This window comes from Chitinophaga niastensis, from assembly GCF_003014755.1.
Lineage (GTDB): Bacteria > Bacteroidota > Bacteroidia > Chitinophagales > Chitinophagaceae > Chitinophaga > Chitinophaga niastensis.
Genome location: NZ_PYAW01000001.1, coordinates 1 through 14,300 on the forward strand (window position 1 = coordinate 1; position 14,300 = coordinate 14,300).

Sequence of the window (14,300 nt, forward strand, 5' to 3'; positions counted from 1 at the left end):
TGCCGCTAGCGTTCATCCTGAGCCAGGATCAAACTCTCCATTGTAAAGAAGTTTTGATACTGACTAATTTCTCTCGAAATCAATCGGTGATCTTATTAATTATGTTTAGCTGTACATTACCTGTTGTTTTTGAACCTAAGCATCACTACTTAGATTCGTGCTGTTGTTTCCAATCTTTCAAAGAACTTGCGACTAGCTTATAGCTGTTAGCCATTAGCGTTTAGTCATTGCCGATGTGTGAGATCTGATCTCTGTGGCTCTCTCAGCCTACATCTGTTATTTCAAATTTCGTTTCGTTTTTCGCAACTTTCGCTTTTCGTTTGCTGCCCCGTTGTTGTTGGGGTTGCAAAGGTAAGCAACTTTTTATTTCTACCAAATCTTTTTAAAGATTTTTTTAAAATTTATTTTTTCGTTGTCGCTGATCGCAAATGCGCTGCCACCAGGTATTAGCGGCTGTACAGCAACTATGAAAAAATGGTAAAAATACAGTGTCGTGAAGAGCTTTTGTGTGCCTGCTTTCTATCGAAGCGGAGCGCAAAGGTAGGCGGATTTTTCACACTTCCAACTATTTTATGAAAGTATTTTTTCACCAATCGCTGTAATCCTTTACGACAAAGGATTACAGCGATCTAAATTTCTTATCGATCAAAGGAAATTGGCTGTAAAAAACCATCAGGATATCTCACTTTCATCAAAAACAAACCCTGAGGAGGTACTGCAAAATCAGCATTTGTGCAATCCTTACTCTCAATAGCGCTTCTCAACTGGTCCTGTGAAAGCTTGCCACGCCCCACTCTCAGCATGGTACCTACTAATCCGCGCACCATGCCACGGAGGAATCTGTTGGCAGTAACGTTATAGACTATACGTTCTCCATCCACTGTCCAGTAAGACTCGGCTATGGCGCATATAAAGGTCTTTACCTGCGTATTACGCTTGGAAAAAGTAGTGAAGTCGCTGTACTCTTTAATAATAGACGCTGCTTCCTGCAGTGCAGCTATATCCATCTTATAAGGAAAGAAGTAACCCCTGTCCTTCATGAAAGGATCCTTGCGTGTATATAATATATACTCATAAGAGCGACTCAGCGCAGCAAAACGGGAGTTTGCATCTGGTGGTACATTATATATACCTCTTAATACTACATCATCCGGCAGAATAGCATTGATCTTATACATAAACTGTGGATGCAGCGGCAGCTCCGTATCAAAATGCAGGAAGTTCTGCTGCGCATTAACACCAGCATCAGTTCTGCTGGAGCCTGTGCTCACAATGGTTTCACGCAACAACAGGCTCAAAGCCCTGTCTATCTCCGCCTGCACGGTATGTGCATTATCCTGCACCTGGAACCCGCTGTATTGCGCGCCCTTATATCCTACTTCTATAAAGTACCTGCTCATATTGGTGCGAAAATAGAGAATTACGAATTAGCTTTTAGCCATTAGCTTTTAGCTTTTAGTAAAAATGCAGCGAGGATCAGGTGATCCTCGCTGCATTTTTACTAAAAGCTAAAAGCTAATTACTTATTTATGCAGCATGGCTTTGAATCTGCCTTTATAATAACTATCATTTAGTAAGCTCTCCAATGATCCGTACTTTTCAGTATCATATGTTTTAGAGTAACTCAGGTCCAGCAGGCGGTAACGGGCATCATCTGCTGTCAGCAACTGCGCCAGTGTTCTTACCTGGGCTGTTTCCAGGCAATAGTTACGGGTTTGCCTGCGAAATACATCTATCATCCCATCATCACTTTTAGCAGCAACAAACTTGCGCAATACCTTGCGGAAGGTAGCCTCATCCATCATATTACCACAATCGGTATTAATCAGGCGGCTGTCTGCTACATTCTTTTTCTTTGTTGCCGCTTCCTCAGTAACAACAGCAGCATCGGTGCCAACTGGTGCCCCTGCAGCATCAACATTGATGCTCTCCTCGCTGTTCTTCTTTTTCTTCCTGCTCTTTACCGGTTCATCGGCTGTAGGAGCGGCGATGCCGTAACCACTGGAATCAGTAATGATATTAGCAGGATGCTCTGTATCGTCAAACAGTTTCCGCTTTTTCTTTTTTGGACGAACAGGAGCTTCTTCTGCCACTATCGGCGGCGCATCGGCGATTACCGGTGGCGCTACTACCGCAGCTTCAGTAGTAGTAGTAGTAGCCGCAGGTTGTGATTTATCATCCTGGAATTCTATGAAATCAGGATCCCCGGCTTTAGCTTTATTTTTCTTCTCCTTTTTAACAGCAGCTTCTACAGGTACTTCCTTAGCTGCTTCGGCTGTTGCAGCTTCACTGGCGGCAGTTTTATTCTCTTCTGCCAGTACATCGCTCAGGATGGCCTGCTCTTCTTCTGTTAACGGCGCTTTTTCCCCTTTATGTTTTTTGCCATGTGGCTTCTTTGCTTCTGTTTCTGTAGCAACCGGTGTTTCTGCGGGTACCGGTGCCGGCTTCGCTTCTTCTACAGGCACATCTCTGTCGTCGCCCGTTACTACAACTTTATCCAGGGCGGAGGAAAACGAATTACCTGCTTTAGCAGCTGGTTTGCCGGGACCGGTCACAGTTGCTTTGTTGGCAAATGTTGTTTCCAGGTCTTTTTGCAGATTCGTCATCATTTCCTTTTTGCTGGTATCTGCTGCGGGAGCTGCCTGTTGTGTATCGGCCACTACTTCCGGCTCAGCAGCAGCTACTACAGGAGCTCCACCATCTGCCTTGATCTGCTGAAATGTTTGCAGGTTATATAATGTATAGCTGGACTCACCGGCTTTCTTCAACAAAAAACCCTGATCCTTCATAGCTATCTTCAAATAAAATTGCTGTTCGGGAAATTCGTTTTTAGGAAATCCTACTTTAATGGGCGTGGTGCCATTGTCCACCTGTGGCAGAATAATATATCCCCTTTCTGTAGAGCTTAACACTTTGCCATTGCACTTTACATAAAATGGTTGTCCCTTTTCGCTCTGAATATATACATAATGGTGCTGTTCCTGGGCCCATGAACGGCCGCAAAGTAACAAGCATGCCCAAACGTATATTACTGTCCTGTATTTGAGATGCATATTATAAATTGGTATAAAACTGTCCTTGTGCAAATATTATTCCAGCACTATCAGCACCTCACCTTTTTCAACGGCGGTGCGTTCTGTTACTTTAATTTCTTTTACGATGGCATCTGAACCTGCTTTGAATACGTTCTCCATTTTCATGGCTTCCAGAATCAGCACCGGATCACCTTTACGGATGGCTTGTCCGGGTGTAACCAGTACTTTCAGTACCAATCCCGGCATCGGCGCCTTGATATCATTTATCTTTTTAGCCAGAGCATCTTTGATGCCCATAGACGCCAATAGCTGATCAATTGGTTCTTCAATAGCCACTTCGTACTGTTGCTGATTAATCTGAAGGACCACGGTTTTAGTGTCTTTGTCTATCCCCAGCACCTGTGCCTGGTAGCTGTGGCCATCCATTATAATACTGTAATCTCCTGTGGGAAGCTTTGCTGCTGACCAATCCACTTCCTGATTGTTGCAGGTGAGTGTTACGTCTTTATTAATGGCAAACGTAGCTTTACCATTCACTATTGCTTTGATCATAATGCTGTTTTATTGGTCTGTAAGCTTAACAAAAATAGCATTTTTAACCACTTACCTCATATTTGGCCCATTTGTTTAAATTTGATTCTTTTTAAAATCGCAAGCCGATACATTTGTTTAAAACCGAGTTTTACATGAATCAACATCTGAAGCAATCACTGTTGGGAATGCTGATTGGAGGAATAGCCGGGCTGGGAATGAGCACTCCCCTGATGGCACAGTCTGACAAAGCAACCCAGGAAGACCCCGCACTAAAGATTTACCGCGCCTCCGCCACCAAAGTGAATGATCTTGTCCACACCAAGCTGGACGTACGTTTCGACTATGCCAAAAGACATCTTTACGGCAAAGCGTGGATTACCCTGAAACCCCATTTCTATGCTACCGATTCCCTGACCCTGGATGCAAAAGGCATGGACATTAATGAAGTAGCTATCGTAAAAGCCGGAAAAAACAGTCCTTTGAAATACAGTTATGATAGCCTGCAACTGCATATCAAGCTGGATAACAAATATCAGCCTTCGGCATCTTATATCATCTACATAAGTTATACTGCTAAACCCGATGAGCTGAAAGTCAAGGGTAGCGCAGCTATTTCAGATGCCAAAGGATTATATTTTATAAACCCTGATGGTAAAGATCCTAACAAACCTACACAGATATGGACACAGGGCGAAACAGAAGCCGCTTCTGCCTGGTTCCCTACTATCGATAAAACCAACCAGAAATGTACGGAAGAGATCAGCATGACGGTGGAAAAAAAGTATGTAACCCTTTCCAATGGTAAGCTGGTAAGTCAAAAGAACAATGCTGATGGTACCCGCACCGATACCTGGAAAATGGATCTGCCCCACTCCCCTTACCTGTTTATGATGGCAGTAGGCGACTACGCCATTGTAAAAGATACCTGGCGCGGGAAAGAAGTAAATTATTATGTAGAAAAACCATTTGAGAAATATGCGAAGAACATTTTTGGTAATACACCGGAGATGCTCACCTTCTATTCTAAAATACTGGGATATGATTATCCATGGGTGAAATATTCACAGATCACTGGTCGTGACTATGTTTCCGGTGCTATGGAAAACACCACTGCTACCCTGCACGGTGAGTTTATGCAGAAAACAGATCGCGAACTGCTGGATAATAACAACTACAATGAAAGTGTAATCGCCCATGAACTGTTTCACCACTGGTTTGGCGACCTGGCTACTGCAGAATCCTGGAGCAACCTCACTGTCAATGAATCTTTTGCTGACTACAGCGAATATCTCTGGCTGGAACATAAGTATGGTAAAGACGCCGCTGATGAACACAGTCTGGAAGCTGCGCAGTCTTATATGTCTATGACGCAATACGCCGGCGACAAAGACCTGGTACGCTTTCACTACCGCGATAAAGAAGATATGTTTGACCAGGTTACTTATCAGAAAGGTGGCCGTATACTGAACATGCTCCGCAACGCAGTAGGTGATTCTGCTTTCTTCAAATCTTTGAATGTATACCTGAAAGCAAATGCTTTCAAAGCCACTGAAGCACATCAGCTGCGACTGGCTTTTGAAGAAGTAACCGGCAGAGATATGAACTGGTTCTTTAATCAGTGGTATTTTGGCAAAGGCTTCCCTGAGCTGGATATCAGTTATAAATATAACGATGCTGCCAAAACAGTAACCGTTATTTTACAACAGATACAAAAGGATCCCAAAGTATGGCAACTGCCGATGGCTATTGACATTTACGCCGGCGGTAAAACAGACAGACATAATATCACCATGTACAACCGTGTGGATTTTTTCACGTTTGCCTACACTACCAAACCTGACCTCGTAAACGTAGATGCTGATAAAGTAATATTAGCCAAAACAGATGACCACCGCAGCTTTAGCACTTATGCTTTCCAATATGCCCATGCGCCTAACTACATGGACCGCCATATTGCCATTGACGAAGCCGCAGAAGCACAGGCTACCAATCCGGAAGCGGTAAAGCTGTTACAGCTGGCGTTGAAAGATAAATACCATGGTTTACGTTCTTATACTATCAGTAAACTGAATCTTGCTAATGCAGCTGTTAAAGCAGCTACGTTGCCTGCGCTTGTGGAACTGGCCAAACAAGATCCTCATTCCCTGGTGCGTGCAGCGGCTTTACAGCAGCTGGTAGAACTAAAAGATCCGCAATATGTTTCGTTGTTTGAAGCCGCTACCAAAGATAAATCCTACGGTGTAGCAGCAGCGGGCCTGGAAGGCCTCTCCATACAGGATCTGGGCAAAGCCTACGCTATTGCCAAACAACTCGAAGGTGATACCAAAGGTAAACTGGTAGGCGCTATTGCTGGTGTATATGCCAAAAAAGGCAATGCATCAGATGTTTCTTTTGTTGCCACCAAGTTTGATGAAACCAGTGGCCAGGATAAGCTGAACGCAGCTTTTGACTACCTCGGCTTCTTATCAAAAATAAATAATACAGCCGCAGTAATAAAAGGTGTGGATCAGGTGAAAGCCATGACAGCACAGTTTAACAACTCACAGGTGAGCACTTATATCAGCAACTGGATGCAGGAAATAAGCAAGAATAAAGCCCAGGAAGCTACTGCTGTTACCGGCGCAAACAGAGACGAACTGACTAAACAGGCAGATTATATGCATAAAACATCTGAAGAAATAAAGAAGACGATTAAGGAGTAGTTTTGTCTTTCCCAGGATTAGGCTGATTATGCTGATTACCCTGATTTTATTTTTTTGATTTAAAAAGATTAGCGAAGATTAAAGCGAGTATATCCGCTTCGATCTTCGCTAATCTTTTTAAATCTATCTAAAATCAAAAAAATAAAATCAGGGTAATCAGCCTAATCAGTCTAATCCTGGGAAAGACAATATTCATTCGATCTCTACAATCTCTACCAAACTTTTAGTAGCTGAACTCCAGCGCCAGGGGCTCTTTGCCAATCTAACGCCACCGAGCCAACGATGTTCAAGGGAAACATAGTCAAGGTAATTTTCTTCTTCTTCCAGTATCTCTTTTCCAAGGCTGGTGATCTTTACCAGTTGATCAGTTTCTACAACAACACCTGCACGCTCCATCCGGTTGATGAGGATATCCAGCTGAAAATTGGTGAAGCCGTATATCTCCAGCTCATCCCAAAAAAGCATATACAGGTCGTACCAGCGATAGTTACCTAACACTAATCGTAGCAGGAAGTAATTTTCTATAATACTTAATCCGTTCTCTACACTGGGGAATCTTTGCAGATGTGCTATAATAGCGGCCGGCAGATGTTTCAGGTTACCCGTGGGCAGTTTGGCCATCGTTTCCAGTGCCAGTGGGGTGCTCAAACACCAGGCATCCCAGGCATCTGCTGCCATTTGCAGATCTTCGGGTTGTAAGCGGATACGTTGTTCAAACAGTTGGGGAAGATCGGCTATGGGGGGATGATGTGGCAGGTCAACAATACTGATGGGAGGTGGTTCTTTGATCTGGCTAGAGATGTAATACAGGATAAACAACTGGTTTATCTGGCAAAACAGATCATATTCAAACCAAAGAACTACTTCATCAAAGGAGCCGGATTGCTTTAGCTTCTCCAGCTCCAGTACTACACTTGTATAATAAGTTTGTTTATCTATTCCGTAATGGAATTCCAGGTGTTTAGCCCGACTTTCAAAGAGTAGCAGCGGGTCTTTTGTATATTTTACTTTCCCTTCGCACATCATTTCCCGGCATACTACAACTTCTCCAGGCACCTCACTTTGCCGAAACAAGGCGAGGGTAGCATCTCCATTTAACACATTCACATATGACATAAAATAAATTTCATGCTATTACCAACTGCCACTGGCACCGCCGCCGCCGCCGGAACCTCCTCCGAAGCCGCCGAAGCCACCACCACCGGAACCTCCGCCACCAGACCAGCCACCGCCGCCGCCACTTCCAAAGCCTCCCAGACCACCGATTACCGGCCATATCCATCCGCCTCTTCTGTTATAGGTGGTTCCACCGCCGCCACCACCGCCGCCACCGCGACTAATGATTGACACAACTACCACGATCACCATAATGATAAGAAACACAGCACCCGCACTTATTCCTGGCTTACTTTGCCGTGGATCGGCTTTATATTCTCCAACAGCTGCTTTTTTAATAGCATCTACTGCACCATCTAATCCTTCATAATAGTGGCCTTCGCGAAAAGCTGGCTTAATAATCTGTGCAATAATTTCATTGGCGGTAGCATCAGGTACGGAGCCTTCCATGCCGGAACCCGTTTCAATCCTGATCTTCCTGTCTTCTATAGAAACAAGAATCAGCACTCCATTGTTCTTGCCTTTGGTACCAATACCCCAATCGCGCAATATTTTTAATGATACCTGACTTACATCATAATCGCCGATAGATTTGAGTGTAACAATCGCGATTTGGGTGGAAGTACTATCATAATAAGCTACCAGCTTATGTTCCAGGGCATCATCCTCACCTTTCAGTAAAACACCGGCAAAATCATTTACTAAAGTCGGAGGATTAGGCCGGGGTGGAATGTTCTGTGCTTTCGCCAGCAACCCCACCATCATTAATAATCCCGGTAATAACCAGCGTAGTATCCTCATTGTATCTAAGCTAAAATCGTTTAAAAAGAGTGGCCTTTATCTGCCAAAGACGATATCATCCGGCAGTTGATTGACGTCATCGTCAGCTTCGTGTGGGAAAAAAGTACGGAGTGATGATCCTATTTCCCCGATGCATTCTTCAATACCTTCAACGATATGAGTGCGCTGGAAGTGGCTTCTCAACAGTTCTGCCGCTTTGATCCAGAAGTCATCACCTACTTTATCATGTATGCCCTGGTCGCCCAGAATAGCAAACTGCCGGTCTTTAATGGCCACATATACCAAAACACCATTACGTTGTTTTGTTTTTTCCATGCCGAGGGATAAGAATGCTTCCTTAGCTCTGTCCATGGGGTTTACATAACTGCAATGGCTTTCAACAAACAACCTGATTTCACCGGACGTGAGCCGCTCTGCAACCCGGATAGCCTGCACTAATCTGTTTTTTTCTTCTTCAGAAAAAATCTCTTTTCGTTTAAAAGGGAAAATGCGCATAGCTTATATTGAGAGCTATTAGCCCTTAGCGGTTAGCTCTTAGCCCGCGAAAAGCGGTTACTACTAAAAGCTAATAGCTAAAGGCTAACAGCTAGGTTAGAATTTTACCTGTGGCGCGTTCTGAGAGCCCGCTGCTGCTTCGAAATAGCCTTTCGCCTTAAAGCCGGCAATACCTGCAACGATATTGGTAGGGAAAGTACGAACAGTGCTATTATATCCGTTTACAGACTCATTAAAATCATTTCTGGCTACGTTGATCCTGTTTTCAGTGCCTTCCAGTTGTGCCTGGAGGTTCTGGAAGTTAGCATTTGCTTTCAGATCAGGATAGCTTTCAGATACAGCGAGTAAGCGACCCAGTGCCTGGCTCAGCTGACCTTGAGCAGCCTGGTATTGTTGAATTTTTTCAGGGCTCAGGTCATTCACATCTACTTTAATCTGAGTAGCACTTGCACGTGCCTGAATTACTTTTTCCAGGGTTTCTGTTTCGAAGTTGGCAGCACCTTTAACAGTGGCAACCAGGTTAGGGATCAGGTCAGCGCGGCGCTGATAGCTACTCTGTACCACACCCCATTTATTTTTCACATTTTCATCCTGTTTCACCAATCCATTGTATTTTCCGCAACCGAACATACCCAGTAATACGATAACAATGATTACAATGATTCCTTTTTTCATCTGAATTAAAATTTAAGTTTTAAGTGTCCACAATTGTGCAAAACGTGTTCCTCTTTTGAGGCTTACCGGTGTAAGTAGTTGTTTTCACCGGTGAACGCTATAAAAAAAGCGGTAAACGCACGCTTTTTCCGACTACACGAAAATATGTAAACTAATGCAGTAAATCGCTATTGCATAAGGAAACCACGAATTTTAAAAAAAGTTCATTCATGCTTGAAAAATTCGTTATAAAACAGTATGTTTATATGTACCTTTACCACGTATTATTCGTTGCATGTTTTACGATATACGATTAAGTTGAATGGGGCAGAATGGACACAAAATTGACATTGAGGGTTTCATTGTTTCTAACTCATTTATTATCATTAACTTGGAACTAAGTCTGCTTAAATGAGTGCACAACACATCCATATACTTTATATTGATGATGAAATTCACAACCTGAATGCATTTAAAGCTTCTTTCAGAAGACTTTACAGTGTAGTCACCGCTACCTCTGCTGAAGAAGCAGAGAAGCTCCTGCAAGAACAGGAATTTCACATCATTATCTCGGATCAGCGTATGCCCAAAACAACCGGGATAGAGTTTTTTGAATCTATACTGGAAAAATACCCCGAACCTATACGTATGCTGCTAACAGGCTACGCGGACATCAACGCGGTAGTAGATGCCATCAATAAGGGACAGGTATATAAGTATTTCTCCAAACCATGGAATGAAGAAGAGCTCAGACACAATATTGAAAAAGCGTTTGAAGTATATTCCCTTCGTAAGGAAAATAAAGAATTAACCGCCAAACTGTTAGATGTAAACCAGAAGCTGGAGTTCCTGGTACGTCAAAAGCTTATCTCCTAAACATTTTCGAATTTTTCATTTAGTTATTTTGAGATATTGTCTTTGCTCCCGGAGCAATTTAGATTTTTATGTCCGGATACTCCTGGTAGATAAATATCTGCAACAAAATACCCCGATCCTCAGTTATCCCGGATTTCTAAATGTTGTTTTTCCTTTAACTTGCACCACATTGTGAACTTAATTTCCTGAATATGCAAGTTTGGAAAGATTACCAGGCAGAGAATAAAGATCGTTTCCTGGATGAATTATTGGCGCTGTTACGCATTCCTTCTGTGAGTGCTGATTCCCGTCATAATGGAGATACCCAGCAATGTGCAGAAGCTGTAAAGCTACGTCTGCAGGAAGCTGGCGCGGATAAAGTAGAAGTGTGCCAGACGGCAGGTCACCCTATAGTTTATGGAGAAAAGATCATAGATCCTTCCTTACCAACCGTATTAGTATATGGTCACTACGACGTACAGCCCGCTGATCCTTTGGATCTGTGGCACAGCGGCCCGTTTGAACCGGTTATTAAAGACGGTAATATATTCGCCCGCGGCAGCGCAGACGACAAAGGCCAGTTTTACATGCACGTAAAGGCTTTTGAAACCATGAACAAAACCAACACCATTCCCTGCAATATCAAATTTATGATTGAAGGAGAAGAAGAAGTTGGTTCTGCAAACCTGGGCATCTTCCTGAAAGAAAATAAGGAACGCCTGAAAGCAGATGTTGTATTGATTTCCGATACTTCCATGATCAGCCTGGAAAATCCTTCCATTGATACCGGTCTGCGTGGCCTGGCATACATGGAAGTAGCCGTAACCGGCCCTAACCGCGACCTGCACAGTGGTGTATATGGTGGCGCAGTAGCTAACCCGGCTACTATCCTCGCTAAAATGATTGCTTCTCTGCACGATGAAAATAATCACATCACCATCCCAGGTTTCTACAACAACGTACAGGAACTGAGCGCGGAAGAAAGAACAGCCCTCAACGCTGCTCCTTTTGATGAGGAAGAATACAAAAAAGACCTTGGCATAGCAGATGTTTGGGGCGAAAAAGGTTATTCCACTATCGAAAGAACCGGTATCCGTCCTACCCTGGAAGTGAACGGTATCTGGGGTGGTTACACCGGCGAAGGTTCCAAGACGGTATTGCCTTCCAAAGCATTCGCTAAAATATCTATGCGCCTCGTTCCTAATCAGGACTGGCACGAAATATCAGATCTGTTTACGAAACACTTCGAATCTATTGCGCCTAAGAGCGTAACGGTGAAAGTAACGAAACATCACGGTGGCAGCCCTTATGTAACACCAATTGATTCTGTTGCATTCAAGGCTGCACACAAAGCTATCAACGCTACGTTTGGTAAAGATCCTATTCCTGTTCGCGGTGGTGGTAGTATTCCTATCGTTGCGCTGTTTGAAAAGGAACTGGGCCTGAAAACAGTATTGATGGGCTTTGGTCTGGATAGCGATAACCTGCATTCTCCTAACGAGAAGTACGGTTTAGCTAACTATTACAAAGGCATTGAAACCATTCCTTATTTCCACAAATTTTTTGCGGAGATGAGCAAGTAAAAGAGCTATTAGCATTTAGCTTTTAGCCATTAATCCTATCGGGTTAAGCACTAAAAGCTAAATGCTAACTGCTAAAAGCTAAGTTATGAGTACTTCTGAAAAGTTACGTGTAGATAAATATCTGTGGTCTATCAGGGTGTTTAAGACCCGCAGTCAGGCGTCTGATGCCTGTGATGGTGGCAAAGTAAAGCTGAACGGCAACTCCGTTAAAGCATCTAAACCCGTATCTGTTGGCGATAAATTTGAAATAAAAACAGAAGGCCGTAAATGGGTGATTGAAGTAGTGGGATTGTTATCCAACAGGGTCGCCTACGCAGAAGCAGTTAAATATTATATTGATAATACACCGGAAGATGATAAACTGGCACCCGCCTTTGTAGCCTCCGTTTTCCAGACAGGTAAACGCCAAAGCAAGATTGGCCGTCCTACTAAGAAAGATCGCAGAAATATCGAAGGATTTATGGAGGGAGATGAGGAAGAAGAAGGTAAATAAACTGTCTTTGTATTTCAAAGGCAGCTTTTAGTCTTGTAAGTATTTAATCAAGACTTGTAAGTATTCAGTTAAGCTTTGCGAGTGTTCAGTTAAACCTTGTAAGTATGCAATTAAGTCTTGCAAGTACATAGTCAAGCCTCGTAAGCGCGCAGTCAAGCCTTGTAAGTACGCAGTTTAGTCTGGTAAGTATTCAGTTTAGACTTGTAAGTATCCTGTTTTAGCAGGTAATAGAAGGAGAAGGTAAATAAGCTATTTTAAAAGGTTCCTCTTTGTACTTCAGAGGCACCTTTTGTTTTTTTAAATCAGAGCCGGTCTTTTAGTTCCTGCTGTATTTCCCAGGCCAGGTCTTTGATCTTTTCTGCCGGACTGAAAATCTTAATCATCTTGCCGGGACGGTTAGGGTCAGGACGCACATCTTCCCTTATTTTTCTATAAAAAGTAGATGGACTCCAGTTGCATTCCTCACATACTTTTTCCCTGAATTTTGTGGTGCTTTCAGAAAAGCCGTAAAACAGGTCACGTAAAGGGTTTTTCTCAATTGATTTTGTTTGCATGTTATATGGTTTTAGGTTTAACAAATCTGAAACTGGATGGGCTGCCTGTGATTTTTTGCTTTTGCATTGTCTATGCTCTGGTCACAAAAGAATCAATAAAGCAGTCAAACTGATTTTATAACAGTAGATATATCAAAGATATAAAATCTTTTTTAAACAACCTCATTAATGAGGTCACTTTTTTTATCGTTTTGATTGAATTTCATCCAATGGCAAGTAATCGGGATGAAATAATATTAAAAAAACTTGGTGTAAAAATCAGGGAGCTAAAAGAGGCAAAGGGACTTAGTGATAGAGATTTTGCAGATTTAGCTGAGATTGGGACTGCGCAGGTTTGGCGATTACTACAAGGACAGGTCAACCCAACCTACTCAACATTAAAGGCAATTGCGAAGGTATTGGATGTACACCCGGGAGTGTTTTTTGATCTTGAATAAGAAGTAAAAAATTAAATTCGTATAAATGGATGCCTTATGAAAACAGCAACAATAAGACAAAAATTATACGAATACATCCGTGTAGCTGATGACAAAAAAGTGAAAGCAATTTTTACCCTCGTGGAAGATGAAGCAAACGAGATCATAAACTGGTGGGAGCATGTTGATGTTATTAATGAACTTGAAAAAAGGTCCGCTGATCTAAAGAGTGGAAAGGATAAAGGGATTTCCTGGGGAAAGACAAAAAAGAAAATACTCGTTAGTAAATGAATGCTCTCATTATATACCCTATTACTTATTCAATTTTCTATAAGAAAAACAGTCTTATCCATTCTCGGTGGGTTATTCACATCAAAACCATAAGCCTTGGAGATAAGGTAATACGCCTGACGCAAGCGTTCACTTAAAGATAAGGTCAGATCAACATTATCCGCATCAGATTCAGCAAAAGTCTTGATTTTGAAGGCTGTTTTATCAATTTATATGGGGCCATACATTCCAAAATCTACTTCAAAAAATATTCAAAAAAATTTTGTCCTATCAAAAAACAGGTTTATCTTTATTCAACTTTAAAGTTGTTATAAATAAGTAAATCTCTCAAAAAAGCCTTATAAATATAATTATCACCCTATAGTTCAAACTTTAAAGTTGTTGTTAACTTAATAACTATAGGTATAATTATGCAAAGACTAAATACATTATGCGAAGTAGAAGAACTATTAAGGGAAATCAAACGACGCATAAAAGAGGATGGCCTTTTATTTATGAATGGCAGGAATAAAAATGCACAAACGCTCAGCGAATTTGGGATAACCGGCAGACAGCAAACAGAAATTATTGATTCCATAACGGCAATAGATTACTGCGGCGGACCAGAAGAAGATGAAAAGTATCCATGGAAAAGTGTATCAGTATTTGGGAAACCATTCAGACATATAGAACTCTACATCAAATTTTCTATTGGGCTTACAGGTACCCCTGTGGTCTGTTTGTCCTTTCATGAATCAGAAATAGCAATAGTATATCAATTTAAATGATTAA

15 protein-coding genes are annotated in these 14,300 nt (G+C 42.2%); 7 read left to right on the top strand and 8 right to left on the bottom strand.

Going from position 1 to position 14,300, the window contains the following annotated elements; genetic code table 11:
• Positions 1–638: 638 nt before the first annotated feature.
• From truA to CLV51_RS00015, 3 genes are all read right to left on the bottom strand, one after another.
• Positions 639–1,400, bottom strand: a complete 762-nt coding sequence (gene truA / locus CLV51_RS00005) for a tRNA pseudouridine(38-40) synthase TruA (RefSeq protein WP_106525967.1) — start codon at positions 1,398–1,400, stop codon at positions 639–641.
• Positions 1,401–1,523: 123 nt separating this feature from the next.
• Positions 1,524–3,053 (bottom strand): proline and serine-rich protein 1 family protein, encoded by a 1,530-nt coding sequence (locus CLV51_RS00010; protein ID WP_106525968.1) that lies wholly within the window; start codon positions 3,051–3,053, stop codon positions 1,524–1,526.
• Between the two features lie 36 nt (positions 3,054–3,089).
• On the bottom strand, positions 3,090–3,587 hold the full coding sequence (locus CLV51_RS00015; RefSeq protein ID WP_106525969.1) for a biotin/lipoyl-containing protein: 498 nt from the start codon (positions 3,585–3,587) through the stop codon (positions 3,090–3,092).
• Positions 3,588–3,721: 134 nt separating this feature from the next.
• Here CLV51_RS00015 and CLV51_RS00020 point away from each other — a divergent pair, with 134 nt between their 5' ends.
• Positions 3,722–6,271 (top strand): M1 family metallopeptidase, encoded by a 2,550-nt coding sequence (locus tag CLV51_RS00020; RefSeq protein ID WP_106525970.1) that lies wholly within the window; start codon positions 3,722–3,724, stop codon positions 6,269–6,271.
• Positions 6,272–6,463: 192 nt separating this feature from the next.
• On the opposite strand, the gene CLV51_RS00025 is transcribed toward CLV51_RS00020, so the two are convergent.
• The 4 genes from CLV51_RS00025 to CLV51_RS00040 form a co-directional block, all read right to left on the bottom strand.
• A complete protein-coding gene (locus CLV51_RS00025; protein WP_106525971.1) occupies positions 6,464–7,387 on the bottom strand; it encodes a hypothetical protein in 924 nt (307 codons plus the stop codon).
• Positions 7,388–7,405: 18 nt separating this feature from the next.
• The gene (locus CLV51_RS29720) at positions 7,406–8,188 is read right to left on the bottom strand and encodes a TPM domain-containing protein (protein WP_106525972.1); all 783 of its coding nucleotides are present in this window, start codon (positions 8,186–8,188) and stop codon (positions 7,406–7,408) included.
• A gap of 36 nt (positions 8,189–8,224) precedes the next feature.
• Entirely contained in the window at positions 8,225–8,683 is a 459-nt protein-coding gene (locus CLV51_RS00035; RefSeq protein WP_106525973.1) for a TPM domain-containing protein, read from the bottom strand.
• Positions 8,684–8,779: 96 nt separating this feature from the next.
• Positions 8,780–9,358, bottom strand: coding sequence for a LemA family protein (locus tag CLV51_RS00040; protein ID WP_106525974.1), 579 nt, complete (start codon positions 9,356–9,358; stop codon positions 8,780–8,782).
• Positions 9,359–9,748: 390 nt separating this feature from the next.
• Here CLV51_RS00040 and CLV51_RS00045 point away from each other — a divergent pair, with 390 nt between their 5' ends.
• The 3 genes from CLV51_RS00045 (at position 9,749) to CLV51_RS00055 (ending at position 12,268) form a co-directional block, all read left to right on the top strand.
• Positions 9,749–10,213, top strand: coding sequence for a response regulator (locus CLV51_RS00045; RefSeq protein ID WP_106525975.1), 465 nt, complete (start codon positions 9,749–9,751; stop codon positions 10,211–10,213).
• 191 nt (positions 10,214–10,404) lie between these two features.
• Positions 10,405–11,775 carry a dipeptidase gene (locus tag CLV51_RS00050; protein WP_106525976.1) on the top strand — a complete coding sequence of 457 codons (1,371 nt, stop codon included), beginning with the start codon at positions 10,405–10,407 and terminating at the stop codon, positions 11,773–11,775.
• An 85-nt stretch (positions 11,776–11,860) separates the two neighbouring features.
• Entirely contained in the window at positions 11,861–12,268 is a 408-nt protein-coding gene (locus CLV51_RS00055; protein WP_106525977.1) for an RNA-binding S4 domain-containing protein, read from the top strand.
• 302 nt (positions 12,269–12,570) lie between these two features.
• On the opposite strand, the gene CLV51_RS00060 is transcribed toward CLV51_RS00055, so the two are convergent.
• A complete protein-coding gene (locus tag CLV51_RS00060) occupies positions 12,571–12,822 on the bottom strand; it encodes a hypothetical protein (protein ID WP_106525978.1) in 252 nt (83 codons plus the stop codon).
• A 209-nt stretch (positions 12,823–13,031) separates the two neighbouring features.
• Here CLV51_RS00060 and CLV51_RS00065 point away from each other — a divergent pair, with 209 nt between their 5' ends.
• The 3 genes from CLV51_RS00065 to CLV51_RS00075 all read left to right on the top strand — a co-directional run bounded on the left by CLV51_RS00065 (position 13,032) and on the right by CLV51_RS00075 (position 14,296).
• Positions 13,032–13,259 carry a helix-turn-helix domain-containing protein gene (locus tag CLV51_RS00065; protein WP_146151204.1) on the top strand — a complete coding sequence of 76 codons (228 nt, stop codon included), beginning with the start codon at positions 13,032–13,034 and terminating at the stop codon, positions 13,257–13,259.
• Positions 13,260–13,295: 36 nt separating this feature from the next.
• The gene (locus tag CLV51_RS00070) at positions 13,296–13,529 is read left to right on the top strand and encodes an addiction module protein (protein WP_106525980.1); all 234 of its coding nucleotides are present in this window, start codon (positions 13,296–13,298) and stop codon (positions 13,527–13,529) included.
• A gap of 410 nt (positions 13,530–13,939) precedes the next feature.
• The gene (locus CLV51_RS00075; protein WP_106525981.1) at positions 13,940–14,296 is read left to right on the top strand and encodes a type II toxin-antitoxin system MqsR family toxin; all 357 of its coding nucleotides are present in this window, start codon (positions 13,940–13,942) and stop codon (positions 14,294–14,296) included.
• The last annotated feature ends 4 nt before the right edge of the window (positions 14,297–14,300 follow it).

Coding starts and splice junctions, on each gene's coding strand:
- CLV51_RS00050 (WP_106525976.1), top strand. CDS start 10,405: ATGCAAGTTTGGAAAGATTACCAGGCAGAGAATAAAGATCGTTTCCTG.
- CLV51_RS00045 (WP_106525975.1), top strand. CDS start 9,749: ATGAGTGCACAACACATCCATATACTTTATATTGATGATGAAATTCAC.
- CLV51_RS00010 (WP_106525968.1), bottom strand. CDS start 3,053: ATGCATCTCAAATACAGGACAGTAATATACGTTTGGGCATGCTTGTTA.
- CLV51_RS00020 (WP_106525970.1), top strand. CDS start 3,722: ATGAATCAACATCTGAAGCAATCACTGTTGGGAATGCTGATTGGAGGA.
- truA (WP_106525967.1), bottom strand. CDS start 1,400: ATGAGCAGGTACTTTATAGAAGTAGGATATAAGGGCGCGCAATACAGC.
- CLV51_RS00040 (WP_106525974.1), bottom strand. CDS start 9,358: ATGAAAAAAGGAATCATTGTAATCATTGTTATCGTATTACTGGGTATG.
- CLV51_RS00060 (WP_106525978.1), bottom strand. CDS start 12,822: ATGCAAACAAAATCAATTGAGAAAAACCCTTTACGTGACCTGTTTTAC.
- CLV51_RS00055 (WP_106525977.1), top strand. CDS start 11,861: ATGAGTACTTCTGAAAAGTTACGTGTAGATAAATATCTGTGGTCTATC.
- CLV51_RS00025 (WP_106525971.1), bottom strand. CDS start 7,387: ATGTCATATGTGAATGTGTTAAATGGAGATGCTACCCTCGCCTTGTTT.
- CLV51_RS00065 (WP_146151204.1), top strand. CDS start 13,032: ATGGCAAGTAATCGGGATGAAATAATATTAAAAAAACTTGGTGTAAAA.
- CLV51_RS29720 (WP_106525972.1), bottom strand. CDS start 8,188: ATGAGGATACTACGCTGGTTATTACCGGGATTATTAATGATGGTGGGG.
- CLV51_RS00070 (WP_106525980.1), top strand. CDS start 13,296: ATGAAAACAGCAACAATAAGACAAAAATTATACGAATACATCCGTGTA.
- CLV51_RS00035 (WP_106525973.1), bottom strand. CDS start 8,683: ATGCGCATTTTCCCTTTTAAACGAAAAGAGATTTTTTCTGAAGAAGAA.
- CLV51_RS00075 (WP_106525981.1), top strand. CDS start 13,940: ATGCAAAGACTAAATACATTATGCGAAGTAGAAGAACTATTAAGGGAA.
- CLV51_RS00015 (WP_106525969.1), bottom strand. CDS start 3,587: ATGATCAAAGCAATAGTGAATGGTAAAGCTACGTTTGCCATTAATAAA.